The following is a 24,011-nucleotide window of genomic DNA, read 5'->3' as shown; positions in this document are numbered from 1 at the left end:
CACCTGAGCGAATCGACCATTAACGAAACCCCAAGGTTTCGTAAGTCGACCATAGGGCACCCGGCAGCGGGCCTGGGGTGTTGAGGACCCATTGTGGCGCGTGACTGGCCCAGGCCGCCCGTCGTACCTGAATCCCCACGCGACGCCCAGCTGAACCCCAGTGGCTGTTTTGCCATGGCATGGTGTGGGGGTACGGACGTCGCCATGAGCGCCTCCATCCAGGCACCCACCCGCGAAGCCGCGCTCACCCTGATGCTCCGCCAAGGCGAAGTCACGGCGGGTCAGTTGGCTGATCAGCTGGAGGTGTCTGTGCAGGTGATGCGTCGCCATCTGCGCTCCCTGCAAGACGACGGCCTAGTGGAGGCCTGCCCTGCAGCCGAGGGGCCTGGCAGGCCAAGTAATCGCTGGCATCTCACCAGCAAGGGGCGATCCCAATTCCCAGACGGCAGCGAGCACTTCGCCTTGGGGCTGCTCACCTCCATGGCCAGCAGCCTTCCCTCGGAGATGGTGGACCAGCTTCTCCGGCAACAAGCTGCCGATAAAGCCACCGACTACCGCCGCCAGATCGGCCAGGGGGGTCTGCAACAGCGCCTCGAGCAGCTCGTGGAACTGCGCCGCCGCGAAGGCTACGTGGCCGAATGTCGCCCAGACCCGGACAGCCCAGGCTGGATCATCAGCGAATACCACTGCTCGGTCATGAAGATCGCCGAGCAATTCCCCTGCGTCTGCGACCAGGAACTCCAGCTGATTCGGCACACCTTCCCCGACTGCCAGGTGGAACGGGTGCACTGGCTGCTTGAGGGGGGGCACTCCTGTGGCTTCCGCCTGATCCCGTGCTGAGCGAGACCGATCTGCAGGAGCTGGAGAGCAGCCTGCTGCCCGCCCTCGAACGCCATCACCTACGGCTTCTGGCCCATAGCCTGCGCTGCCTGCAGCTGGCGGCCACCAGCCCCGAAGCTCCTCTCCCGAACCAGCAATGCCTGCAGGCCTGGGCTGTGCAGCAGCCCAACCTGGCCGGTGATCCCAGCTTCATTCCGGTGCTGGTGGAGCAGCTCGCCAAGGCGGCTGTGCAGCTGGAAGCGATCGGCGCAGGTCTGCGCAAGCCCCCCCTGGCTTTGGATATGGCCGATCTGGTGCGTTGGGGACGGGCCCAGGCCGACGCCCGCATCGCCGCACTCAACGAGCCAGCACTCCCACCACACAACTGACGCCAGCGAGGGCCAGCAGGGCGGCGAACACGCCGACCCAACCGGGCCGATCTCCCTCCAACCCTGCCAACGGCAGCGCCATCACCGGCGCCGTGGCCAGGAGGGCCACCGCCAACGCCCCTGGGAGCCGCTGCAGGGCCATCTGCTGCAGGGCAATGCCAGCACTGGTGCCCAGCAAGGTGGCCAACAACCACAGGGGCCAACGCCGTTGGGCCGGACGAGGCCGCTGAGCGCCCCAGGGCATGCCCCGTACCAGAGGCAGCAGCACCACGGCCGCCGCCGCCAGCCTCACGCTGGCGGACTGAAGAGGGTCGAGACCGTCGCTCCGCAGCGCCGCGCGAGCCAACAGGGCTCCGCCACTGCCGCAGCACAGTGCTCCCAGGGCCAAGGCCACCCCCAGGCCCTGCTGACCAACCCCGGCGGCCAGAGGGGCCTGCAAGGAGGGCTTCTGGCTGGCCACCAACAGCACCGCCGCCGTGATCAGGCCCACCCCAAGCCACTGGGAGGGGGTGGGCCACTCGGCCAGCCACAGGGCACCAGCCACGGCGGTCACCGCCGGACCGCCGGCATCAAGGGTGAGGGTGCGGCGGGTTCCCAGACGACGCAGAGCAGCGAAATAGAGGCTGTCCCCCAGGGCGATGCCGAGCACACCGCTAAGGATGAGCAGCCCCAGGGTGGTGCCCGTTCCGGACCCAGCCGTCCAGGGCAAGAGCAGCAGCAACGGGGCCTGAAGAGCCAACGCCAACCAGTTCTTCAGCAGGTTCAGCTGGCCGGCGGAGAGGGAGGTGGGCAGTCGGCGCCAGACACTGCTGGAGAGGGTCCAGCAGAGGGCCGCGGCCAGGGCCGCCAGGGCTCCAGGCAGCACGGTGCTCCGGAAACGGCGTTGACTTGCGATCATCGCTGCAACTGCCGCGGGTCCGTGAGCCTCCCCATCGCCGACGCCATCAGCTTTTTCCGGCTGAGCTGCGGCCGCTGGCGCTCCCAGCGCAGCAGCCACCACCTGCTGCACCGCCGCGCCGAGGCCGGCGGCTCGCTGATCGTGGTGGAAGAGCTGGGGCTGAGCGACGAGCGCCTCCAGGCCATCGCCGCCCTGCACCAGCAGGATCCCCAGGGCCTGGTGGGCGGCTGCCGCGTGCGCTGGAGCGGCTCGATGGCCTGGGACAAGGCCGGTGAAGCCCACGAGGGCGAGAGCGTGTTTGGCCTCATCCCCACCGATGAGCGGGGCCGCGAGGGGCTGCTGCTACGCGACCGCGGCTATGCCGAAACCGCTCCGGTGGCGGGGCACTTCCGCATGGATGACCACGACGGCCTGCTGCTCACCACCGACTACGAGACGATGAGCTCCTGGGAACGGTTCTCCTTCGCCGGCCCCAACGTGCGCCTGCGCAGCAGCACGGTGGAGGGCCTGTCCAACACCGCCTCCTTCTGCATCGAGACCCGCTGCGATGACAACAGCACCGCCACGGAGGGCGACGGGAAACGTCAACACAACAGCCACGCACCAGGGCAGCCCCTCTCCCTGCTGGGCTGGTGACTGGAGCCGGTAGGGAACGTTACGGACTGTGAGCCCTCACTCAGGGCGATCAGCCCAGGCCTGGCTTCACTTCTACGATCAGCCACGACGGATGCCGAAGTTCGAGTGGCCCTTCCTCTCCTGAAGTACGCGCCAATCACGCAGAACTCCCGTGTGGACGCCCTGCGGGTGGGTTCGGATGAGGATCCCAAAGCTGTGGCCATGGACAAGGCCATGGACCGCGAAGACCAGAACTTCGTGATTGAGGCGGCCTACCGCCAGATCTTCTTCCACGCCTTCAAGGTGGATCGCGACCGCACCCTGGAAAGCCAGGTGCGCAACGGCCAGATCACGGTGCGCGACTTCATCCGCTCCCTCTGCCTGTCGGACACCTTCAACCGCAGCTTCTACACGCTGAACAGCAACTACAAGGTGGCCCGCCACCTGGTGGAGAAACTGCTGGGCCGCCCAACCCACGGCAAGGCTGAAGAGATCGCCTGGTCTGCCGTGCTGATGACCCGCGGGGTCAAGGGCATGGTGGACGACATCCTGGATTCCCAGGAGTATCTCGATGCCTTCGGGTACGACACAGTTCCTTACCACCGCAATCGGGTGGTGGGCAGCCGTGACCTGGGTGAGACCCCGTTCAACATCACCAGCCCCCGCTACGACGCCTACTACCGGGGAATTCTGGGCTTCCCCCAGATCGTGTACACCGGAACGGCCCGCACAATCCCCGAGCGCTCCATGCAGCGCCGCGGCGGTTTCCCCCAGGACTACCTCCCCTGGGTGCGCAGCCTGCCCGCCATGCGCAGCCGTGGCGGAGTTGGCGGCAATGCCACCATCGATTACATGGCCAAGGTGCCTTACCGCAGCGTGGGTCGCTGAGTCACCCCCTTCAATGGGTTTCAAGACGGCGGGGAAACCCGCCGTTTTTTTATGTCCCAGAGCGGATGCAGCAGTCACGGGATGCTGACGGCAGGCTCCAAAAAGAGGGGGAAGCGGTGAAAGTTGTCAGACTGATCCCAAAGGAATCCGGAGGAACTGTGAGCCAGACCCTGTCATCGCTTGCCCGGATGACCCTGCGTCAACTGCGTCAAGTGGCCAGTGACGTGGGCGTGAGCCTCTACAGCCGCAAATCCAAGGAAGAACTGCTGAGCGCCATCAGCAAGCGCCAGCCCAACCTGGACAGCCTGGAATCAACCCTGCCAGCCCCCACCAGGCCAGAGGGCGACACCCGCGTGGTGTTTCTGCCCCGGGATCCGCAATGGGCCTACGTGTTCTGGGAGATTTCCGACAGCGATCGCCAACAGGCCCTCAAAGCCGGAGCCACCCAGCTCTGCCTGCGCGTAGCCGATGTGACCGGCCTCAGCCACGGGGGCAGCCACCCCCACACCCTGCAGGAGGTGGTGGTCGATAGCCATGCCACCGAGTGGTACCTCCCGGTGCCCCTGAGTGATCGCGACTACCGCGTGGAGCTGGGCTACCGCAAAGCCGGTGGCGGCTGGATCTTCCTCGCCAGCTCCTCCGTGGCCCGCGTTCCTGCCCTGCACCCCAGCGAACAGATCCTCGATCAGTTCGTGCCGTTCTCTCTGGATACCCCTCCCGCTCCCACGCCCCTGGCAGAGCCAATGACCACCGGCGACAACGGCCTGCACGAGCGGCTTTACCAGACCGCCACCATGGGCTGGCGCCGCCTGGGCCGGGGATCGGAAGCCTTCCACGAGCTCGAGCAGGCTGAAGCCGCTGGCCTGAACCCTTCGGGTGTGGGGCTCTGGGCCAGTGGCCGCAACGAATCGGGTGCTGGCGGCGTGACCCCACGGCAGCGGTCCTTCTGGCTGGTGGCCGATGCCGAACTGATCGTCTACGGCGCCACCGATCCCTCCGCCAAGCTCAGCATTGGCGGGGAGGACGTGCCCCTCTCCAGCGACGGCACCTTCCGCATCCAGGTGCCCTTCCGGGATGGCCAACAGGTGTATGCGATTGAAGCCGTGGCCGCTGACGGAGAACAGAAGCGCAACATCACGCTTCAGTTCGATCGCAACACACCAGAAGACAACAGCAACCCCAGTGAGCAGGCTGTAGCCGAATGGTTCTGACCTGAGCCCATGGCCAGCCTGCTTCCTTCCACGGTGGCCAAGCCCATCGTGGCCTTCACGCCCCTGATCGGCAGCCTGCTGGTGCCTCTGGTGGTGCCACTACTAATGGTGCGGGTGAGCGTCGGCGCGGGCGTCCTCGCTGCGGTGCTTCTCAGCAGCATCTGGATGGTGGCCATGCTCAGCACATCGGAGCTGCCTGAACACCCCTAACCCCGTACCCCATCGGCCCCAGGCGCCCCCAAAGGGGAACCCTCAGCCCAGAACAGACAGGGCAGATGGCGCACCGATGCAACAAAGCGCTGGCGCTGGCCGTGGTGTTGTCCGCTCTGCAGGGCTGCACCGCTCCAGGCCAGCTGCTGGGCCAGAAGGCCGCCGAACTGCCCATGCCCGAGGGCATCAAGGTGGCGTTCAACCATCGGGCGGAGGCGGCCTACCGCAGCCCGATCAGCGGGCAACGGCGCAGTGGCGACGATCTCGAAGCCCTGGTACTGGAGGCCATCGCCGGAGCCGAGCAGGAACTGCTGGTGGCGGTCCAGGAGCTCTCTCTACCGAGGGTGGCGCAAGCCCTGGCCGCCAAACACCGCTCCGGGGTGCGGGTGCAGGTGGTGCTGGAGAACACCTACAGCACCCCATGGAGCCAGCAACACGAAGCCGAGCTCAGCCCGCACCTGCGCCACCGGCACCATCAGTTGAGGGCGCTGGCTGATCGGAACCGGGATGGCCAGCTCAGCACCAGCGAGCGGGACCAGGGTGATGCCGTCGCGATCCTGCAACGGGCTGGCGTGCCACTGCTGGATGACACCGCAGACGGCAGCGCCGGCAGCGGCTTGATGCACTCGAAATACCTGGTGGCCGACCGGCAGGTGGTGGTAACCGGCTCCACCAACTTCACACCGTCCTGCGTCCACGGCGATCCCGACAGTCCCCGCACCCGGGGCAACGTGAATCACCTGCTGCGCCTGGAGAGCGCTGAGCTAGCGCAGCTGTTCGCCGAGGATTTCGCGCGGATGTGGGGCGATGGCCCCGGGGGAGAAGCCGACAGCCGCTTTGGCCAGGCCAAGGCCTCCGGCGGAGCCCAGGCCGTGATGGTGGGAGGGCAACAGGTGCAGGTGCTGTTCGCCCCACACCGGCGCGACGACCCCAACCAGGGCCTGCTGCTGTTGGCCAGCACCCTGGAGGAGGCGCGCCAACGGGTGGATCTGGCCCTGTTCGTGTTCTCCGCCCAGAGCCTCACGGACGTGATCGCCGAGCTTCATGGTCGTGGCGTCGCGATTCGATTGCTGGCGGATCCTGGCTTCGCCAGCCGCTCCTTCTCGGAAATACTGGATCTGCTGGGGGCCTCCTTGCCCGATCGCAACTGCCTGCTGGAGGCTGGCAACAAACCCCTCCAGACCCCCCTGGAGGGTGTGGGCATGCCCCGGCTTGCGGGAGGAGACAAGCTCCATCACAAATTGGCGGTGATCGACAACCGCACCGTGATCACGGGCTCCTTCAACTGGAGCCCCAGTGCCGCCCACCAGAACGACGAGGTGCTGCTGGTGATCGACTCACCCCTACTGGCGGCCCACTTCACGCGGGAGATGGATCGGCTGTGGCGTGGCGCAGATCTCGGATTGAATCAACGGCTCCAGCGCAAATTGGATCAGGGCAAGCGGCTCTGCGGCAGCGGGATTCTGCGGCAATGATGGGAACACGCCGTTAACCCCCCATGACCGCCCCCCGCGCTCCCCGCCGCTGGCTGCAGCTGGTGGCTAGTACCGCGCTGCTGCTGGGCACCGGTCTGGCGGCGAGGGCCGAGGTGTACGTGGCATTTCCAACTCAGGACACCCTCCGGCAGGTGCAGCTGGCGGCCATGGGCTGCGCCAGGGAGAACAGTAACGACACCTGCCAGCGCTCCAGGGCCCTCGCCGACCCACTGCTGGATCACCCACGCCTGCCCGCCAGCTGCAAAGACCTGGCGTGGACCATTCGCGAACGCTCCAAGCCGGCGGCCGTGAACAGCTTTGAACGGCGTGAAGCCCTGATCAAGCCAGCCCAGGATCTGATGCAGTTCTGCCGTAGCCAGGAGAAGCCTGTTGTAGAGAAGCCCGCACAGGACAAACCCACCAGTGGATTCAAATTAGGCGGGGGCAAGTAATCAGGGCCGAACAGGCGCTGCACTCAAGCTCAGGATCTCCCGGGCGGTGGCGTCGGCGAAAGTCATGGTCCAACGGGTTGTGGCCGCGGCCTTATCGGCAGTGGCGCAGAGCGGGTTGCGCTCACCGGCGGTCTCACAACTGGCCGACAGCCCCAGCATCGCGTTGGTGAGCTTGCCGATCAGGCAATGTTCCGTGCCGGTACGCCCCAACACGGCCTGGGACGCCACACGGCTCTTCGCCACGGCCTCGGCATAGGGCAGGCTCTTCGCCCCTCCCATGACTGCGGCCCGAGCCACTCCCACCATGAGCATCAGGCCGGCAGCGATGCCGACCACAGGGCCAAGCCGAATGGGAGTGTGAATCATGGGGTGCAAGCCGTTCCGGCAACGGCAACCATGATTTTCACGCTAGCCCTCGCGGGCAGCCGTGTGCGTGCAGCGATGGCAACCGGAACCCCAGCAGAACAGAGCTAATTTGGTGGCCCCTTGGCCCTCCCCGATGACCAGCAGCGTGCTGCACGTGGCACTGGATCAGCCCTTTGCCGATCAGAAGCCAGGCACCTCGGGGCTACGCAAGAGCAGCAAGCAATTCGAAATCCCCCACTACCTCGAGAGTTTCATTGAAGCGATTCTGCGGGTGGTTCCCGGCATCGCCGGTGGCACCTTGGTGGTGGGTGGCGACGGCCGCTACGGCAACCGCCGTGCCATCGAGGTGATCAGCCGCATGGCCGCCGCCCATGGCGTGGCCCGCATCATCACCACCACCGGGGGCATCCTCTCCACCCCGGCGGCTTCCAACCTGATCCGAAAACATGGCGCCAGTGCCGGCATCATCCTGTCGGCCAGCCACAACCCCGGTGGCCCCGAAGGTGATTTCGGTGTCAAGGTGAACGGCGCCAATGGCGGCCCGGCGCCGGAATCGGTGACGGATGCCATCTATGCCTGCACCCAGAGCCTGGATGGCTACAGCATCGTTGACGCCGCCACCATCAGGCTCGACAGCCCAGGAACCACCAGCATCGGCGAGCTGCAACTTGAGGTGATCGACGGCGTCGACGACTACATCGCGTTGATGCAGAAATTGTTCGACTTCGATCAGATCGGCGATCTCCTGCGCGACAACTACCCGATCGCCATCGATGCAATGCACGCGGTGACCGGCCCCTACGCCACACGCCTGCTGGAAGGTCTGCTGGGTGCCCCTGCCGGCACGGTCCGCAACGGCACCCCCTTGGAGGACTTCGGCGGCGGCCACCCCGACCCCAACCTCACCTACGCCCACGAGCTGGCCGAGCTGCTGCTGGAGGGAGATGCCTTCCGCTTCGGTGCCGCCTGCGACGGGGACGGCGACCGCAACATGATCCTGGGGCGCCACTGCTTCGTGAACCCCAGCGACAGCCTGGCGGTGCTCACCGCCAACGCCACCATGGCGCCCGCCTATGCAAAGGGCCTGGCCGGTGTGGCCCGCTCGATGCCCACCAGTGCCGCCGTGGATGTGGTGGCCAAAGAGCTGGGCATCCCCTGCTACGAAACCCCCACTGGCTGGAAGTTCTTCGGCAACCTGCTGGATGACGGCCGGATCACCCTCTGTGGCGAGGAGAGCTTCGGCACAGGCAGTGACCACATCCGCGAAAAAGATGGCCTCTGGGCGGTGCTGTTCTGGCTGCAGATCCTGGCCCGCAAGCGCACCTCGGTGGCGGCGATCATGGCCGACCACTGGAGCCGTTTCGGCCGCCACTACTACTCCCGCCACGACTACGAGGCCATCGCCAGTGAGGCCGCCCATGGCCTCTACGACCGGGTGAAGGGCATGCTGCCCAGCCTGGTGGGCCAGAGCTTCGCCGGCCGTACCATCGCCACCGCCGACGACTTTGCCTACACCGACCCAGTGGATGGCTCGCTCACCAGCGGCCAGGGCCTACGCCTGCTGCTCAACGATGGCAGCCGCGTCGTGCTGCGCCTCTCTGGCACCGGCACCCAGGGCGCAACCCTGCGGGTTTACCTCGAGAGCTACGTGCCCCCCAGCGGCAACCTGCAGCAGGATCCACAGGAAGCCCTGGCAGACCTGATCACCGCCATCGATGCACTGGCGGAAATCAAATCCCGCACGGGGATGGACAAGCCAACAGTGATCACTTGATCACGGCCCCAATAACTACTCAGGCGGCCGGGGGGACTTGATTCAACTCGGCCCGCTTATCGAGAGGCGCGCTTAAAGGAAGCCAGATAATTCCAAGGCGCAGATCTTGACCAGTACACAGCCAAGGGGATCGCGATCAGCTCGTTGACCAACATGGCATGAACATAGGAGGTTAATTCAATATTTCCTTTGGCAAGCAACCACAGTTGAATCACAAAGATCTTGACAACCGCGATCCACAAGATCACCCGAAGCCAGGACAGGGCCCTGAGCGACTTCCTGGCAGCAACGCCAAACATGGTCACCAGAACCGCAATCGAAATCGCGATTCCCATGAGATGCGGCAGGACCAGCGCATCAATGCCACGCTCCGGAAAAACCCGCAGCCCTAGCAGAAAGAAGGCCAAGCAGACAGCCTGATGGACATAGACAATCCGGGCAAATAGGCCGAAACCCCGGGGCCTTGGCTGACGTGGATCTTCAGCCATCAATCCTGACCAGGCATGGCAGGAACAGCAGCGGCCGTGGAATCACCACCCCGGCCTCCACCCTCACCAAACCAGCGCTCCTCAAGGTATTTGATCGCCACGTAGAAGGGAGGAACCACTCCCAGTGAGAGCACCGTGGCAACCAGAAGGCCACCGAAGATCACGGTGCCGAGCGACTGCTGACTGTTGGCACCAGCGGTGGTGGCCACCACCAGGGGCAGGAAGCCTGCCAGGGAGGCGATGGCCGTCATCAGAATGGGGCGCATCCTGGACTGGGCCGCCGCCATGGCGGCATCCGGCACGCTCATCCCCTCCCCAAGATGTTGCTCGGCCACCTCCACAATCAAGATTCCGTTCTTGGCCGCCAAGCCGATCAGGGTCACAAGACCCACCTGGGCGTAGATGTTCAGATCGATCGAGCGGACCGACAGGAACACCAGCGCACCGAGCATGGCCAGTGGCACGGTCATCAAGATCACCACGGGAGTGACGTAGCTCTCGTACTGAGCTGATAGCACGAGATAGACGATCAGGATCCCGAGAGCGAACACCAGAATGCTCGCACTGCCGGCTGACAACTGAAGCGCTGCAATACCAGTGAAAGCATAGCCAATGTTGTTGAAGTCGAGGCTGTTGAAGATCTGCTGAATGGCGGTGAGCGCCTGACCGGAGCTCTTGCCAATAGCTTCAACACCCTGGACCAGAATGGTGCGATAGAGGTTGTAGTGGCTGATCACCGGGGGCGCACTGGTGAGATCCGCCGAGGCGAACTCAGACACCTGAACCATCTTTCCGTCGCGGTTGCGGACGTAGTAGCTGAGCACATCCTCAAGGCTGCTGCGCTCATCAGGCTGCGACTGCACATAGATGTTGCGCACCTGACCGCTCTCGTAGGTGAGACCGGAGTAGTTGCCGCCCGCCAGGACGGCGATGGTCTGCATCGCCTGCTGGAAATCAACATTCAACGTGCCCAGAATGGAGCGATCAATCTTGAGCCCAAAAGCCGGAGAGCTGGGAACAAACTGGGAGTAGAGCGACGAGAACTCACCACTTTCATTGCCGGTTGCGATCAGGTTTTGGGCCATGGTATTGAGCTCGGGGAAGGTATAAGCGCCGTTGCTCAGATCATTGAACTGGAAATAGAAACCACCTTGAGCCGAAAAACCGGGAATCGCCGGAGGCTGAGCAGCCCTCACCAAACCGGAATCGAATTTGGAGAGCTTTTCATTGAGACGGTCCACGATCGCCGGAGCCTTGTTCTCGCTGCCGGAGCGCTCTTCAAGGGGCTTGAAGCCATAGAAGAAGAGTCCCTGATCAGGGCTGTTGCCGTTGAAGCCAGCACCCGAGATCACACTGCCGGCAATAATGTCTTCCTCTTCACTCAGAACCTGGGCAATCTGTGCGCCCACCTTCTGGGTCTGGGAGAGGGAAGCGCCGTTCTGAAGCTGGAAGATGCCGAGGCCATAACCCTGGTCCTCCTCCGGAATAAAGGCAGATGGCAGGGCATTGAAAGCAATCGCCGTCACCACGATGCCGCTGGCGAGACCCATCAGGATCAGGCGGCGCCGCTGAATCAGCACCTTCAGGACATTGGCATAGGCGTGCTCAAGGCGCTGGAACCAGTGATTGAACCCATCGAAGATGGTCGCCAGGCGGCTGCCGGCAAAACCGAACAGCAGCACGCCAAAGATGTACGCCCCAAAGCCAAAGGAGGCCGCACTGAACCGTCCAAAAGCAAGGCCGACGATGACGCCCGCCACCGTCCAGGTCCAGCCCTTGGGGCGAGGCGGCTTCTCAGATTTCAGAATCAGGCCCGCCATCATGGGGGAAAAGGTGAGAGCGTTAAAGGTAGAGATGGCAATTGCAAACGCAATCGTGAGGGCGAACTGGCGATAGATGATGCCAATGCCGCCCGGATAGAAGGCCACTGGTACAAACACAGCCATCAACACAAGGGATGTGGCGACCAGCGCTCCGATCAACTCACCCATGCACGCCAGTGCGGCCTGACGGGGTTTCATGCCACTCTCGAGATTTTTGGCCACCGCCTCGATCACCACAATCGCGTCGTCCACGACCAGACCGGTGGCCAACACAAGACCGAGCAGAGTGAGCTGGTTGATCGAGAACCCGAAGACCTTGATGAAGGCAAAGGTACCCACCAAGGAGATCGGGATCGCCAAGCTCGGCACCACCGTGGCCCGCCAGTCCTGCAGGAACAGAAACAGAATCACTAGAACCAACACGATCGCCAGCCCGAGGGCGTCGGTCACACCGTCAACCGCCGATTCGATGAACTGACCAACGTTGTAGATCTCCGTAATCGTGATGCCAGGCGGAACTTGGGCCCGGAACTGATCCATCAGCGACACCACAGCCTCACTCACCTGCAAGGCGTTGCTCTCGGGTGTCTGATAAACGCCCACCGTGATCGCCGGGTGGTTCGCAAGATCCACACCAGCGGTGGAGTAGGTGTTGAAGCCATAGCTGGCCTCACCAACATCCCGCAAGCGCAGCAGGTTGCCGGCCGGTGATTTGCCCACGATCAGATCGTTGAGCTGCTCAACCGAAACCAAGTTGCCGTTGTTCTCCACCAGGATCGGGTAGGTGAACATCTGATTCCCTCCCGCAGGGGGGCCACCCACCAGGCCGCCAATGGCCACAGCGTTCTGGCTTTTCACCGCCGTCACAACATCATCAGCCGTGAGCTGGTTGGCGGTGAGCTTGTTTGGATCAACAAACAACCAGAAGGCCGGATTACTGCCGCCGAACAGCGTGGCCTGAGCCACACCAGGGATACGCTCCAGCTGGTAATAGAGCTGCTCGTAGATCAGACCATTGATATAGGAACGATCAAATTGACCTTCGGTGGAACTCACCTGATAGGCCAGCAGAATCGATGGGGTGGTCTGCAGCACAGACACACCGGTGGCACTCACCTGCTGCGGCAGCTGAGGCATGGCCAGTGAAACGCGGTTCTGCACGTTCACTTGGTCGATATTGATATCCGTTGATTCATCAAAGAACACGTTCACCGTGCTGGCGCCGGTGTTCGTGGTCAACGACGAGATGTAGGCGGAACCCGGAACACCATTAATCTGCTGTTCCAGCACGTTGGTGACGGCTTGCTCGGTCACCAATGAGTTGGCGCCACCGTACGTGGCCGTCACCTGAATCTGGGGCGGCGCAATATTGGGAAGATTTTCAATCGGAAGCGTGGGGATAGCAATCAACCCCACCAAAACAATCAGAATGCTGCAGACGGTGGTGAGAACCGGCCGCTTGATGAAATTATCGGAGAGCGACATGACAGGTCCTCAGAGACTCGGGGAAGCGGCGGCTGAGACCTTCACCGGCATGCCGGAGCGCAACAGAGCGGTGTTACTCACCACCACTCGCTCACCCTTCTGGAGGCCGGAGATCAGCTCGTAGCGGTTGTCCTGCAGCTGACCCAACTTGACAGGGGTCTGAACAACAATGGAGGTGGTTGGCGGCAGGGCTAGGAGCATCTTTTTCTCTTTCTCCGGGATGACCGTCGAAGCCTTAATCTTGGTGAGCACTTGGGACAGCTGGACCACCCTGTAAACGAAGGGCTGCTGGGCCTGCATCAGCACAGCCGTAACCGGCACCGAGAGGCCCATGGCACTACCGGTGATGATCCTGTTCTTGACATACTGACCCGTCTTGAGGGTGCCATTAAGGTTGGGGAAGGCAGCCTTAACCAGCACCGTATTCGGCGACGAGGTGCTACCACTGACACCGAAGTAGGGCGAGATGAACACCACCTTTCCGGTTCCTTGCAGGGGCGGGTTGGTCTGCGTGGTCAGCTGCACCCTCTGCCCCATGGCTACCCGGAGAGCCTGAGTAGCAGGAACATCCATCAGGGTCCAGAGATTGGAGTTATCGACGATCCCAGTGATCGCCTGGCCCTGCCGTACATAATCACCGATCTTGACGGTATCGAGATCACCGATCTCACCGCTGATCGGCGCAGTCACGTACTTGTAACCCAGGGTCGCCGCATCTGCCCTTACTTGATCGCGGCTCTGAATCGCCTGGGTCACATATTGATCACGTTGCTTGGTGGAGACTGCACCTTGTTCATTGAGGAAGATGTAGCGCTCAGCATTCAGAAGGTCTTTCTTGGCTTCAGCCTTGCTGGCATTCAGGCTTGCGCTCTGCTGCACATTGTCGAGCACCAAAACTGGCTGCCCCGCCTTCACCTGCTGCCCTTGGCTCACCAGGATCTTCACCACCCGGCCATCGATTTCGGGACGAAGCGCCACATCAGTGGTGGAGCTGAGCTGGCTGATTACCTCAATCGAGGGATTGAACTCCGCCTCTCCGATCGACTCGACCTGCACAGACAGGGGCGCAGGCCCCGGTGGCTTGCCACCGCAGGCCGTCAACAGCAGGAGGGGCAGGGAAAGAGCAAGGAAGCCGCGCCGCACATCACATCAGTCATTGAGGAGAAAGGTAGCGGGTCTTGGCGCAAAGCTCCGGTCGTTCCCATCAGATGATGGGAATCTCCCCATCCAGCCCGCGTGAGCGATCTATTCAGCCACCGCGGAGAACAGCTGCGCCAGGGGCTCGCCCCCCTGGCCGACCGCATGCGGCCCCGCATCCTGGAAGAGTTTCAAGGCCAGGAAGAGATCCTTGGCCCAGGCCGCCTGCTACGGCGAGCCATCACCGCCGATCGCGTGGGCAACCTGATCCTGCACGGCCCGCCAGGGGTGGGGAAAACCACCCTGGCACGGATCATCGCCGCCAGCACCCGGGCCCACTTCAGCAGCATCAACGCCGTTCTCGCCGGCGTGAAGGAGCTCCGCATCGCAGTGGATGACGCCAAGCGCCGCCTCGACCAGCACGGCCTGCGCAGCATCCTGTTCATCGATGAGGTTCACCGGTTCAACAGCGCCCAGCAGGACGCCCTACTGCCCTGGGTGGAAAACGGCACCCTGACCCTGATCGGAGCCACCACCGAAAACCCCTACTTCGAGGTGAACAAAGCCCTGGTGAGCCGCTCACGGCTGTTTCGGATGCTGCCCCTCGAGGCTCGCCATCTGCAGGAGCTGCTGCTGCGAGCCCTCCGCGATCCGGAACGGGGCTACGGCAGCCGCAAGGTGGTGCTTAGCAACGATGCCTGCCGTCACCTGGTGGACGTGGCCGGAGGCGATGCCCGCAGCCTGCTCAATGCCCTGGAACTGGCGGTGGAAACCACGCCACCCGACGCCGATGGCGCCATCACCATTGATCTGGCGATCGCTGAGGAATCGATCCAGCAGCGGGCGGTGCTCTACGACAAGCAGGGCGATGCCCACTTCGACACCATCAGCGCCTTCATCAAATCGCTGCGGGGCAGCGATCCCGACGCAGCCTTGTTCTGGTTGGCCCGCATGGTGGAGGCCGGCGAAAACCCCCGCTTCATCTTCCGCCGCATGTTGATCTCTGCCGGAGAAGACATCGGCCTGGCAGACCCGCAGGCGATGGTGGTGGTGGAGGCCTGTGCCGCGGCCTTCGAGCGCGTCGGGCTGCCCGAAGGGCTCTATCCCATGGCCCAGGCCGCCCTCTATCTCGCTAGCACCGAGAAGAGCAACAGCCTGCTGGGCTTCTTCGATGCGCTCAAGAGCGTGAAAGCCACCAGCCAGCAGACCGTTCCCTCCCACCTGCGCGATGCCAACCGCGATAGGCAAGCCTTTGGCGATGGCGTGGGTTACCGCTACCCCCATGCCTATGCCGAACACTGGGTGGCGCAGCAATACCTACCCAACCAGCTCCAGGGAGAAGTGTTCTGGCAGCCCGGAGCCCTCGGCTGGGAGGGACAACGGCGCGAGCGCATGCAACAACGCCGGGCCGCCCAACTGGCCGCCGCGGCCGAGAACGAGGCGGAGCTGGGCACCGTGCTGAGTAGTGGCCCCGAGGATCCAACCTTGAACCGCTGGCTGCAACGCCAACTTGGAGCTGAGGGCAAAAGGCTCGATGGCCTGCGCCAACGCCTGTGGCACAGCGCCCACTGGCAGCGCCACGACCGCGTGCTTATCCTGGAGGCCCGCTCGTTGCTCTGGGCCCTCGACCCCCTGGCGGCCACCCCCGAGGGAGGGGTGGTGATTCAGGCGGCCAGTGCTGACGACGCCGAGCGGCTGACGGCCCAGCTTCAGGTGCTCGATAGCCTGCGGCAGCCCCGGCTGCTCGACCAGCTGGAGCCAGGAGAGCGGTTCGAGTGGATTGCCGCCCGCCATCCCTTCCGCCACTGCAACGCTGCGGAGCTGCACCAACAACTCGACGCGCTAACCGCCCTGGCCAGTCCCACGGCGGAGCTGCGCTTTCTGTTCAGCCGGCCCCAACTGGGGCCGGCTGGCGCCCTGCTAGCACTGGCCCAGACCAGCCCTGCAGAGCGGGAACTCCTGGCCCAGGTGGCCCCCTTGGAACAGGCCTGGCTCACCACGCCGCCGGAACCGCTCGCGTTGGAACAGCTGCTGGCTCAGAGGGGTTGGCAGGTGCAATCCCAGCACTGGGGGGAACGGCTGGAGCTGGAGGTGAACGCAGGCCTGGTGGAGCGCTGGTTCAGCCCAACATCCTCCTACCGGATCCAGCTCGATCAGCTGCTGAAACCTCATCAGGTCCAACAGATTGCCCAGCTGTTCCAGCAACACCAGGGCGAGCGAATTCCCCAGGAACTCCGCCACCAGCTCTGCATGGCCAAACAGCAACAAGCCCCGGCAATGCCGGGGCAGAACCACAGGGAGCCGAGGCTCGCCTGAGGCGGGATCACCAGAGACCGCGGATCGGCGACTGGGGAGCAGGAGCAGCGGCGGCCAGGGGATCGGACTGCTGGTTGGCCTGGATGCAGGCAGGCAGGAACACGTACCAGGACAGCAGGGAGGTGCACTGGGCCTCACCCTGGCACTTGCCCTCGGCGCAGACGTTCTGCTTACCGTCGTAGGTGTTGCAGGTGTCCGCCAGGCGGAAGTCAGTGGGCAGGGCCGCCATGATGCCGGCCGAGGAGATCTGGCCATCAGCTGCGTCGGCGATGATCGCGGAACGCAGGCCTTCCACCGCATAGGTGGACATCGTCCAGTAGGGGAAATAGCTGCGGGTCTGGTTCTTGAGGAACTTCACCCCGGCATCGGAGTAGAGGAAGCGGGATACGCCCACCAGATCCACGCTGTAGGTCTTGGACAGACCGGCGCGCAGTTCATCGGCGGTCCAGCCGGAGCGGGAGATGCCACCACCCAGGCCACGATCGGTGATCTCACCGTCCTTGATGAAGGTTGTGAAGGCATCCTGGTCGGTGGACCACACGGCACCGCCGGTGTTCCACCGGACTGGGAGGTTGTTATCGACGGCTGCAGAGGCAGGCAGAACGACAGCGGAGAGAGCCGCACCAGCAAAGAGACCAGCAGCGAGACGCTTCAGCACGGGAAACAGAGAAACTCGTCATTTAGAACCTACTCAACGAAAACTGGACCGACAGCAAACGCTGCACCGCAAAGCTGCCAAGCCTTCACAATCCAAAGCGCCCGAGATTTTACAAACTTTTCAGATTCCTGCCAGTCATCTAGCCGAGCGCAAAATATTGCCGCAACTGAGTCGCAGAGAAACAACGAAACGCAGCAAAGGGCGTCAGATTTGTGCGATTCAGTTCATGCCCGGGGCGCCGCTGGCTCAGCGGCTTCACCCATCCCGGCCATCCAAGGGCAGCTCCTGCCAACCGGATGGGCAGCGCAGATTGCCGCCCTCGAAGCCAAAACGCCCAGGATCGCCGCTGCCCCTGCAGGCCACCCCCTTGGCCACGTTCTCGAAGGCCTCCACGCGGGCGACGTAACGAACCGTTCCGGAGCGCGGCAGCAAGATCAACTGAACCATGTTTGGCCCCTCGCTAAGCCGGGGTTCCAGTCCCTCCGGCAGCGCGATGCCCAGCACGTCCAGGTAGCCGCTGAAGCCTCCCCAGATGTATCGGGTCAGTTCAGCGCCCACAAAGCCAGTGAGCACCTCCGCCGCCCGTGCGTCCAGCTCCTGTTTTGCTTCCTGGCTCTCCAGCTCGGCCAGCACCTGATCGGTATGGATGCCCGTCCGGCTGAGCAATGGTGGCGCCAGGGGCACCTGCACCAAGCCGGCAAGCCCCAACAAGGACAGCACCGAGATCAGGCTCCAGCGCAAGGCGATGGGCATACACCCCCCTGAGGTGGGCGGACGTTAGCCCCAGATGGCACCGGCGACATCCATGCCAACGGCGGCGCAAAGCCAGCCCTCACGCTCCACCACGCTGCTGGGAGGAGCCCAGCCATCCAGCTGATGACGCAGCCGATGGTGCTGGTGGTCCCACTGCCAGTGGCGCAGATCCGTGGCCAAGCTCGAGCCGCGCCATTTGATGGCGGCCTCCTTGCAGACCCAGCTCTCCAACACCGCCCGTTTGCGCAGCGCAGCGGGCATGACCTCGATCTGCGCGCATTCCGGGGGAGGGAAAAAACGCTGGGCCAGGGCCTCAGCCAGGAGCGGCCGCTGCCCCCACTCCAGATCCACCCCGATCGGCTGGGCCGACCAGGCCAGCAACAGCCCACTGCCGCTGTGGCTGAGGCTGATAAAACCAGCGCCCGAGCCCAACCGCGGGGGCTGGCCGGGGGGGCTGTGCAGCGGGACCGCCGCCACCTCCATTCCCAGCAGGGCTCCGAGACGCTGCCGCAGCAGCCCACGACTAATGGCATAGCGGCGGCGGACCGCCGGAGCCAGACCCTGGCACCAGTGCTGCTCCTGGGCACTCAAGCCGGCGAGCCAAGCGGTGGCGTCCAGCTCCAGGCTAGGCATCGCCAGCAGCCAGAGGCGCGGCCGATCGCACTGCGGCTGATTCAGAGCTCCCCTTAGGCTCCCGCCATTGTCTCCATGCCAGCGCCATGACCCTGCAGATCGGCGATGCCGCGCCTGAGTTCAGCCTGCCCAACCAGAACGGCAACACAGTGAACCTGGCCGATTTTCGCGGCCAGAGGGTGGTGATCTACTTCTATCCCAAGGACGACACCCCCGGCTGTACCAAGGAGGCCTGCAACTTCCGCGACCAGTGGAGTGCCTTTGAGCAGCACGGCATCGCTGTGCTCGGCATCAGCAAAGACGGCGCCACCAGCCACGTCAAGTTCATCAACAAGTACACCCTGCCCTTCACCCTGCTCAGCGATGCGGAGCCCTGTCCGGTGGCGGAGAGCTACGGCAGCTACGGCCTCAAGAAGTTCATGGGCCGCGAGTCCATGGGCATGATGCGCCACACCTTTGTGGTGGATAGCGAGGGCAGGATCGAGAAGGCCTACTGGAAAGTGAAGGCCGACACCATGGCTGACGACATCCTCAAGGATCTGGGCCTGGCCTAACCGGCCACGCCAACGCTGCCAGGGCCTCCAGGCACAGATCTGGAGCCCAGTGGAAGGTCAGCCCGCGCTGCTCAAGCAGCGGCGCAAGGGCGGGCCCATCGCCGCCAGTGAGCCAAAGGGCCCAGGACTCCTCGGCCCCCAGGCCATCGCAAGCCACATCCGCCCAGGCCTCGGCAATGGCACCGGCGCAGGCCTGGAGGCAGCCCCAGCCCATGGCCGCGGCCGTGGGCTGGGGCCATGGATCCCGGCTCACCTCCAGGCCGCCCGCCTCCAGGCTGGGCAGGAGGGCTGTGGACTGGCCGAGGGCCCGCAGCTGCAAAGCCAACCCCGCACTGATGCGGCCGCCACGGAAGACGCCAGCCCCATCCACCCGGGTGAGGCTCAAAGCGGTGCCGGCATCCGCCACCAACACGCCGGCGGCCTGGCGACGCCAGGCCGCCCAGCCCGCTAGGGCCCGATCAATGCCCAACCAGGAGGGTGCCTGGCGCAGGGGCACATCCTCCAGCCGCAGTTCCCGATCAGCCGGCAGGCTGAGCTGAGCGGCCACCGCCCCCACCCGAGCCCAGGCCTTCAGGCTGGGCCAACCCTCCTCCGGCCTGGCCTGGGGATGTGGACCATGCCAACAACGCAGTGCTGCTTCCCCAGGAGCAGCCCAGTGCCAGCGGCTGTTGCCCACCAGCAAGACGCGCTCGGGGGCCTGGCCCGGAGCGCCAGCCATTTCAGATGCCCTCGCCGCCGATCCCAGGCAAATGGATCCCACACTCCTGTTTCAGGCCACCGAACCGGGTTGACCGTCCACTGGAAGAGCCATCGTCGGGTCCACTGGAATGCCAGTCGCCCACGGTGGAGTAGCCCTGCTCGAACAGAGGGTGCTGGGGCAGGTTGTGCTCCTGCATGTAATAAAAGACATCGCGGCTGGTCCAATCCAACAGGGGCCGCAACGCCCAGCGTCCCCTCACCTGCTCCAGGGGCTGCATCGCCTTGCGGTGATCGGTCTGGCGGCCTCGGACGCCGCTGGCCCAACAGGTGACCTTCAGATCCAGCAGAGCCTGATCCAATGGCTCCACCTTGCGCAAGCGGTGGTAGTGCTCGAGATCTTCCACCCGGCCCGTGGCCCACAGCTGACCGTGCAGCGCCTCCATGCGGGCCGGACTGATCGGTGATTGCGCCACCTTGATCGTGATGGGCAACTGCGCCATCAGGGTCGCAGCGTATTGATAAGTCTCGGGAGGCAAGTAGCCCGTATCTACCCAGATGATCGGCACCTCTGCCCCCAAACGGCTGGCCATATGCAGCGATACGGCCGCCTGAATGCCAAAGCTGGTGGTGAGCGCAAACCCCTCGCCAAACTGCTCGAATCCCCAGCGAAGCCGGGCCTGAGCATCCAGCTCAACCAACTCGCGGCAGGCGCGATCGAGGTCCAATCCAGCAGAGGCGGTTGTCATCTCCCCATCTTCCAATGCAGCCGCCACTGGTTAGGGTTCGGCCACGACAATTCGGCCTGTCACAGGCTTCGATTCCGTGGCAGACAGCCCCTCTGTGCAGGACAGCGCTCCCCTCGTGATCATGGGCGGAGGCTTCGGCGGCCTCAGCACGGCCCTGGCCCTGGCCCAGCAGGCAGACCACCCACCGCTGCTACTGATCGAACCCAACGAACGCTTCCTGTTCCTGCCCCTGCTCTACGAGCTGCTGAGCGGTGAGCTGCGACGCTGGGAAATCGCGCCCACCTACAACGCGCTTCTGGCGGGCCGTGGGGTGGCCTGGCTGCGCAGTCGGGTGGTGAGCGTTGACGCCGACGCCCGCAGCCTGCGCACCGCCGATGGCCAGCAACTCACCTACAGCCAACTGGTGATCGCCACCGGTGGCCGCCCCGAGAGCTTCGGCATCCCGGGGGTGGAAGACAACGCCCTGGGATTCCGCAACCTCCACGACGTGGACCGCCTGCAGAAACTGGTGCAGCAGCTCCAACAACGGCGACGCCTGCTGCAGCGGCTCGTGGTGGTGGGAGCCGGGGCCAGCGGCGTGGAGCTGGCCTGCAAACTCGCCGACATGCTCAACGGCGCAGCCGTGCTGGAACTGATTGAGCAGGGCTCAGAACTGTTACCCAGCTCCAAGGCCTTCAACCGCGAACAGGCACGGCTTGCCCTGCAGCGCCGCGACATCCGCCTACGCACCGGTACCCGCGTGGTGGCCGTGCAGCCCGACGGCCTGGACCTACAGCGTGGGGATGGCACCTCCAGCGGCCAGGAACACCTCAGCGCCGATGGTGTGATCTGGACCGCCGGCGTCGCCGCCTGTGTGCCGGCGATCAGTCCGCCGCTTCCCCTCGATCGCCGCGGCCGACTGCCCTGCCACAGCGACCTACGGGTGGAGGGGCTGCAGGATGTCTTTGCCTTGGGCGATGCCGCCAGCTTCCCCAGCGCAGACTATCCCAACAACGCCAATCAGTTGCCGGCCACCGCCCAAGTGGCCTATCAACAGGCCGAGCTGCTGGCGGGCAACCTGCGCAAGGCCCAGGCGGGCGAGCCTCTGGAGCCCTTCCACTGGAACGACTTGGGCGAGATGCTGGGCCTTGGCATCGGGCAGGCGAGCATCACCGGCATGGGCCTCACCCTGGCCGGTCCGGCCGCCCATAAGATCCGGCGCCTGGGCTACCTAGCACGGCTACCGGGTCTGGGCCATCAGCTCAAGGTGGCAGCCGGTTGGCTGACGGACTGGCGATGAGCGGGGCACCCCGGGGCCTGCTGCTGGACGCCATGGGCACCCTCCTGGGCCTGCGCCACTCCGTGGGCCACACCTACAGCCGCCTCGCCGGCGACTTCGGCCTGCGGGTGGATGCCGCAGACCTGGATCGCGTGTTCCCGACGGTCTACCGCCAGGCGCCACCCCTGGCCTTCCCGGGGCTGCAGGGAGCGGCCCTGCTGGAGGCCGAGCGCCACTGGTGGGACGAGCGCATCGGCGAAGCCTTTGCAGCCAGCGGTCACACCGAGCCCCTGCCAGCGGGTCTGGGTGTGGCCCTGTTTGAGCACTTCGCCTCCCCGGAGCTCTGGCGCGTCTACCCCGACGTACCCAGCCAACTGCAGCGCTGGAAAGCTCGCGGCCTGAAGCTCGCCGTGGTGAGCAACTTCGACCAGCGCCTGCTGCTGCTCCTGCAGGGGCTGGGCCTCGCGGAAACCATGGACTGCGTGGTGGTGTCGAGCACCGCCGGCGCGGCCAAACCCGATCCACGGCCGTTTCAGCAAGCGCTGGAGGCCCTGGACCTGCCCCCCAGGGATGTGTGGCATGTGGGCGATAGCCCCGAAGACGAAGCAGGCGCCCGGGCTGCAGGGCTGCGCTGTGTGCTGATCCGCCGGTCCCAGCCGGACGTCGGGGCTTGAAGCAGGCTGTCCTACTGGGCCGCACCGCCGGGCTGCGCCCCTCGGTGACCCGGCGCCTGGAGCGCCTTGCCCACCGGCGACACCCCGAGGGGGACGGGGCCGATCTGCTCACCCTGCAACGCCTGGCCAGCGAAAGTGGCGAACTCGAGCTGCCCCTGAGCCTGGTGATCGATGGCCGCGGGCTCTGTCGGCTGCTGTGGGTCGGCCCCCTGGAGCAGTCGGGGCGGCTGCTGGAGCGGCTGCCGGGTGGGCCCCGGCGCCAGGGGGCGGGGCTGCGCCTGATCACCTGTGTGGGCCGCAGCAAACAGCTGACGCCCCAGGGCAGCGAAGCGGTGGTCGGCCTCGACCTGCAGCCCCGGCTGTGGCTGCGCTACGGCGACAGCCCCCGGGCCGGCGGCCACTGGGATGCCGCTGCCTTTGCCCCCGGAGGCGAGGCCAGCCAGCCCTGGCAGCCCCTGGGCAGCGGCGACCTGGAGGCACTCTGCGCCTTCATCCCCCACGAAGCCGAGCCCTCCCGGCAGGCCTCCGGCGGGATGCAGGCAACGCCGGGCGTGGAGCGGGTACTGGTGCTCGTGCTGAGCCCTGGCAATGCGGCGGAGGCCCAGCGCCAGATCGCCGAGCTGGAGGGCCTGGTGCGCAGCGCCGGGGCCAACCCCGTGGGGCTGGTGATGCAGCGCCAATCCCAGAGCTCACCGCAAACGTTATGGGGTGAGGGCAAGCTGCGCGAGGCCGCTCTGGAGGCCAGGCGACTGGGCGCCTCCCTGGTGGTGACGGATCGGGAACTCACCCCAGCCCAGGCCCGAAACCTGGAGAGGCTGCTGGATCTGCCCGTGAGTGATCGCAGCGAGCTGATCCTCGACATCTTTGCCCAGCGGGCCGCCAGTGGTGCAGGCCGCCTGCAGGTGGAACTCGCGCAACTGCGCTACCGGCTGCCCAGGCTCATGGGTCGGGGCCTCAGCCTCTCGCGTCAAGGCGGCGGCATCGGTACCCGTGGCCCCGGTGAAACCCAGCTAGAGAAAGACCGCAGGGCCATCGCCCGCCGCATCGACAAATTGCAGCGGGATGTGCAGAAACTGGGAGAGCACCGCGCCCGCATCCGCGCCAGCCGCCGTGGGCAGCACCGACTGGCCCTGGTGGGTTACACCAATGCCGGCAAGAGCTCCCTGCTCAATGCCCTCAGCAAGCCGGTGGCCGGGGAGGAGGTGCTGGCCGAAAACAAGCTGTTTGCCACCCTCGATCCCACCACCCGCCGCATCGCCCGCCCCAACCCGCAGGGTGGCCCGCCACAAACGCTGCTGCTCACGGACACGGTGGGCTTCATCCGCGACCTGCCACCACCGCTGGTGGAAGCCTTTCGCTCCACCTTGGAGGAAACCCTCGAAGCCGATCAGCTGCTGCTGGTGGTGGACCTCTCCGACCCAGCCTGGGCGGACCAGCTTCGAACCGTGCATGCCATCCTCGATTCGCTCGAGAGCACGGCCCCACGGCGCCTCGTGGGCAACCAGATCGACCGCTGCCCCGCCACGGCACTGGAGCAGGCCCGGGCCCTGGATGCGCAGGCGTTGTTCGTGTCCGCCACCGGTGGACTGGGACTGCAACGCCTGCGCGACTGGCTGTTTGACCCCGCTCCATCGCCCAGGATGTAGCCAATGCCACACGGGAACGGGAAACCGGCCTCAATCACTGCCAC

Annotated in this window: 24 protein-coding genes; 14 read left to right on the top strand and 10 right to left on the bottom strand. The window is 65.0% G+C overall.

Going from position 1 to position 24,011, the window contains the following annotated elements; all coding sequences use genetic code 11:
• Positions 1-204: 204 nt before the first annotated feature.
• Positions 205-840, top strand: coding sequence for an iron-sulfur cluster biosynthesis transcriptional regulator SufR (gene sufR / locus KBZ14_RS11025; RefSeq protein ID WP_255118382.1), 636 nt, complete (start codon positions 205-207; stop codon positions 838-840).
• Positions 834-1,208 carry a hypothetical protein gene (locus tag KBZ14_RS11020; protein ID WP_255118381.1) on the top strand — a complete coding sequence of 125 codons (375 nt, stop codon included), beginning with the start codon at positions 834-836 and terminating at the stop codon, positions 1,206-1,208. Before sufR ends, KBZ14_RS11020 begins: the two co-directional genes overlap by 7 nt.
• On the opposite strand, the gene KBZ14_RS11015 is transcribed toward KBZ14_RS11020, so the two are convergent.
• Positions 1,177-2,106: a DMT family transporter gene (locus KBZ14_RS11015; protein WP_255118380.1), complete on the bottom strand. Its 930-nt coding sequence runs from the start codon at positions 2,104-2,106 to the stop codon at positions 1,177-1,179. The genes KBZ14_RS11020 and KBZ14_RS11015 overlap by 32 nt on opposite strands.
• A 21-nt stretch (positions 2,107-2,127) precedes the next feature.
• Here KBZ14_RS11015 and KBZ14_RS11010 point away from each other — a divergent pair, with 21 nt between their 5' ends.
• The 6 genes from KBZ14_RS11010 (at position 2,128) to KBZ14_RS10985 (ending at position 6,957) form a co-directional block, all read left to right on the top strand.
• A complete protein-coding gene (locus KBZ14_RS11010; RefSeq protein WP_255118379.1) occupies positions 2,128-2,742 on the top strand; it encodes a phycobiliprotein lyase in 615 nt (204 codons plus the stop codon).
• A 105-nt stretch (positions 2,743-2,847) separates the two neighbouring features.
• On the top strand, positions 2,848-3,609 hold the full coding sequence (locus KBZ14_RS11005) for a phycobilisome rod-core linker polypeptide (protein ID WP_255118378.1): 762 nt from the start codon (positions 2,848-2,850) through the stop codon (positions 3,607-3,609).
• Between the two features lie 158 nt (positions 3,610-3,767).
• On the top strand, positions 3,768-4,820 hold the full coding sequence (locus KBZ14_RS11000) for a DUF4912 domain-containing protein (protein ID WP_255118377.1): 1,053 nt from the start codon (positions 3,768-3,770) through the stop codon (positions 4,818-4,820).
• A 9-nt stretch (positions 4,821-4,829) separates the two neighbouring features.
• Positions 4,830-5,030 carry a DUF8677 family protein gene (locus tag KBZ14_RS10995; RefSeq protein WP_255118376.1) on the top strand — a complete coding sequence of 67 codons (201 nt, stop codon included), beginning with the start codon at positions 4,830-4,832 and terminating at the stop codon, positions 5,028-5,030.
• Between the two features lie 65 nt (positions 5,031-5,095).
• Entirely contained in the window at positions 5,096-6,505 is a 1,410-nt protein-coding gene (locus tag KBZ14_RS10990) for a phospholipase D-like domain-containing protein (protein ID WP_255118375.1), read from the top strand.
• A 23-nt stretch (positions 6,506-6,528) separates the two neighbouring features.
• Entirely contained in the window at positions 6,529-6,957 is a 429-nt protein-coding gene (locus KBZ14_RS10985; RefSeq protein ID WP_255118374.1) for a hypothetical protein, read from the top strand.
• Here the strand turns inward: KBZ14_RS10985 and KBZ14_RS10980 are convergent, their stop codons facing one another.
• Positions 6,958-7,323, bottom strand: a complete 366-nt coding sequence (locus KBZ14_RS10980) for a hypothetical protein (RefSeq protein WP_255118373.1) — start codon at positions 7,321-7,323, stop codon at positions 6,958-6,960.
• A 133-nt stretch (positions 7,324-7,456) separates the two neighbouring features.
• On the opposite strand from KBZ14_RS10980, the gene KBZ14_RS10975 reads away from it, so the two are divergent.
• Positions 7,457-9,097 carry an alpha-D-glucose phosphate-specific phosphoglucomutase gene (locus KBZ14_RS10975; RefSeq protein WP_255118372.1) on the top strand — a complete coding sequence of 547 codons (1,641 nt, stop codon included), beginning with the start codon at positions 7,457-7,459 and terminating at the stop codon, positions 9,095-9,097.
• Positions 9,098-9,153: 56 nt separating this feature from the next.
• Here the strand turns inward: KBZ14_RS10975 and KBZ14_RS10970 are convergent, their stop codons facing one another.
• Genes KBZ14_RS10970 through KBZ14_RS10960 form a run of 3 tightly spaced genes read right to left on the bottom strand, consistent with a single transcriptional unit; the run spans position 9,154 to position 13,949 of the window.
• Entirely contained in the window at positions 9,154-9,585 is a 432-nt protein-coding gene (locus KBZ14_RS10970) for a hypothetical protein (RefSeq protein ID WP_255118371.1), read from the bottom strand.
• Positions 9,585-12,893, bottom strand: a complete 3,309-nt coding sequence (locus KBZ14_RS10965) for an efflux RND transporter permease subunit (protein WP_255118370.1) — start codon at positions 12,891-12,893, stop codon at positions 9,585-9,587. Before KBZ14_RS10965 ends, KBZ14_RS10970 begins: the two co-directional genes overlap by 1 nt.
• Before the next feature lie 9 nt (positions 12,894-12,902).
• Entirely contained in the window at positions 12,903-13,949 is a 1,047-nt protein-coding gene (locus KBZ14_RS10960; RefSeq protein ID WP_399219640.1) for an efflux RND transporter periplasmic adaptor subunit, read from the bottom strand.
• Positions 13,950-14,129: 180 nt separating this feature from the next.
• Between KBZ14_RS10960 and KBZ14_RS10955 the strand changes: the two genes are divergently transcribed.
• Positions 14,130-16,346 carry an AAA family ATPase gene (locus KBZ14_RS10955; protein WP_255118369.1) on the top strand — a complete coding sequence of 739 codons (2,217 nt, stop codon included), beginning with the start codon at positions 14,130-14,132 and terminating at the stop codon, positions 16,344-16,346.
• Positions 16,347-16,353: 7 nt separating this feature from the next.
• Here the strand turns inward: KBZ14_RS10955 and KBZ14_RS10950 are convergent, their stop codons facing one another.
• The 3 genes from KBZ14_RS10950 to KBZ14_RS10940 all read right to left on the bottom strand — a co-directional run bounded on the left by KBZ14_RS10950 (position 16,354) and on the right by KBZ14_RS10940 (position 18,390).
• Positions 16,354-17,004 carry an alpha/beta hydrolase gene (locus KBZ14_RS10950; RefSeq protein WP_255118368.1) on the bottom strand — a complete coding sequence of 217 codons (651 nt, stop codon included), beginning with the start codon at positions 17,002-17,004 and terminating at the stop codon, positions 16,354-16,356.
• Between the two features lie 255 nt (positions 17,005-17,259).
• Positions 17,260-17,757: a hypothetical protein gene (locus tag KBZ14_RS10945; protein WP_255118367.1), complete on the bottom strand. Its 498-nt coding sequence runs from the start codon at positions 17,755-17,757 to the stop codon at positions 17,260-17,262.
• Positions 17,758-17,781: 24 nt separating this feature from the next.
• Positions 17,782-18,390: a 4'-phosphopantetheinyl transferase family protein gene (locus KBZ14_RS10940; RefSeq protein WP_255118366.1), complete on the bottom strand. Its 609-nt coding sequence runs from the start codon at positions 18,388-18,390 to the stop codon at positions 17,782-17,784.
• A gap of 86 nt (positions 18,391-18,476) precedes the next feature.
• Between KBZ14_RS10940 and bcp the strand changes: the two genes are divergently transcribed.
• On the top strand, positions 18,477-18,944 hold the full coding sequence (gene bcp, locus KBZ14_RS10935; RefSeq protein WP_255118365.1) for a thioredoxin-dependent thiol peroxidase: 468 nt from the start codon (positions 18,477-18,479) through the stop codon (positions 18,942-18,944).
• Here bcp and KBZ14_RS10930 read toward each other — a convergent pair.
• Positions 18,922-19,662, bottom strand: coding sequence for a type III pantothenate kinase (locus KBZ14_RS10930; protein ID WP_255118364.1), 741 nt, complete (start codon positions 19,660-19,662; stop codon positions 18,922-18,924). The two genes, bcp and KBZ14_RS10930, sit on opposite strands and share 23 nt — an antisense overlap.
• 1 nt (position 19,663) lies before the next feature.
• Positions 19,664-20,389 (bottom strand): phosphoadenylyl-sulfate reductase, encoded by a 726-nt coding sequence (locus KBZ14_RS10925; protein ID WP_255118363.1) that lies wholly within the window; start codon positions 20,387-20,389, stop codon positions 19,664-19,666.
• A 76-nt stretch (positions 20,390-20,465) separates the two neighbouring features.
• Here KBZ14_RS10925 and KBZ14_RS10920 point away from each other — a divergent pair, with 76 nt between their 5' ends.
• The 3 genes from KBZ14_RS10920 to hflX are packed head-to-tail and all read left to right on the top strand — an operon-like array spanning position 20,466 to position 23,967.
• Positions 20,466-21,668 carry an NAD(P)/FAD-dependent oxidoreductase gene (locus KBZ14_RS10920; protein ID WP_255118362.1) on the top strand — a complete coding sequence of 401 codons (1,203 nt, stop codon included), beginning with the start codon at positions 20,466-20,468 and terminating at the stop codon, positions 21,666-21,668.
• Entirely contained in the window at positions 21,665-22,321 is a 657-nt protein-coding gene (locus KBZ14_RS10915) for an HAD-IA family hydrolase (RefSeq protein ID WP_255118361.1), read from the top strand. The genes KBZ14_RS10920 and KBZ14_RS10915 overlap by 4 nt, the downstream gene beginning before the upstream one ends.
• Positions 22,318-23,967: a GTPase HflX gene (gene hflX / locus KBZ14_RS10910; protein ID WP_255118360.1), complete on the top strand. Its 1,650-nt coding sequence runs from the start codon at positions 22,318-22,320 to the stop codon at positions 23,965-23,967. Before KBZ14_RS10915 ends, hflX begins: the two co-directional genes overlap by 4 nt.
• Positions 23,968-24,011: the final 44 nt, after the last annotated feature.

The organism is Synechococcus sp. HJ21-Hayes (assembly GCF_024345835.1).
Taxonomy (GTDB): Bacteria; Cyanobacteriota; Cyanobacteriia; order PCC-6307; family Cyanobiaceae; genus Vulcanococcus.
Note: the sequence above shows the minus strand (reverse complement) of the source record. Positions and strands in the feature narration are given on the sequence as shown.

Excerpts from the sequence above, each read along its gene's own strand:
- sufR (WP_255118382.1), top strand. The coding sequence starts at position 205 with ATGAGCGCCTCCATCCAGGCACCCACCCGCGAAGCCGCGCTCACCCTG.
- KBZ14_RS11015 (WP_255118380.1), bottom strand. The coding sequence starts at position 2,106 with ATGATCGCAAGTCAACGCCGTTTCCGGAGCACCGTGCTGCCTGGAGCC.
- KBZ14_RS10995 (WP_255118376.1), top strand. The coding sequence starts at position 4,830 with ATGGCCAGCCTGCTTCCTTCCACGGTGGCCAAGCCCATCGTGGCCTTC.
- KBZ14_RS10990 (WP_255118375.1), top strand. The coding sequence starts at position 5,096 with ATGGCGCACCGATGCAACAAAGCGCTGGCGCTGGCCGTGGTGTTGTCC.
- KBZ14_RS10985 (WP_255118374.1), top strand. The coding sequence starts at position 6,529 with ATGACCGCCCCCCGCGCTCCCCGCCGCTGGCTGCAGCTGGTGGCTAGT.
- KBZ14_RS10980 (WP_255118373.1), bottom strand. The coding sequence starts at position 7,323 with ATGATTCACACTCCCATTCGGCTTGGCCCTGTGGTCGGCATCGCTGCC.
- KBZ14_RS10975 (WP_255118372.1), top strand. The coding sequence starts at position 7,457 with ATGACCAGCAGCGTGCTGCACGTGGCACTGGATCAGCCCTTTGCCGAT.
- KBZ14_RS10970 (WP_255118371.1), bottom strand. The coding sequence starts at position 9,585 with ATGGCTGAAGATCCACGTCAGCCAAGGCCCCGGGGTTTCGGCCTATTT.
- KBZ14_RS10965 (WP_255118370.1), bottom strand. The coding sequence starts at position 12,893 with ATGTCGCTCTCCGATAATTTCATCAAGCGGCCGGTTCTCACCACCGTC.
- KBZ14_RS10945 (WP_255118367.1), bottom strand. The coding sequence starts at position 17,757 with ATGCCCATCGCCTTGCGCTGGAGCCTGATCTCGGTGCTGTCCTTGTTG.
- KBZ14_RS10940 (WP_255118366.1), bottom strand. The coding sequence starts at position 18,390 with ATGCCTAGCCTGGAGCTGGACGCCACCGCTTGGCTCGCCGGCTTGAGT.
- bcp (WP_255118365.1), top strand. The coding sequence starts at position 18,477 with ATGACCCTGCAGATCGGCGATGCCGCGCCTGAGTTCAGCCTGCCCAAC.
- KBZ14_RS10930 (WP_255118364.1), bottom strand. The coding sequence starts at position 19,662 with ATGGCTGGCGCTCCGGGCCAGGCCCCCGAGCGCGTCTTGCTGGTGGGC.
- KBZ14_RS10925 (WP_255118363.1), bottom strand. The coding sequence starts at position 20,389 with ATGACAACCGCCTCTGCTGGATTGGACCTCGATCGCGCCTGCCGCGAG.
- KBZ14_RS10915 (WP_255118361.1), top strand. The coding sequence starts at position 21,665 with ATGAGCGGGGCACCCCGGGGCCTGCTGCTGGACGCCATGGGCACCCTC.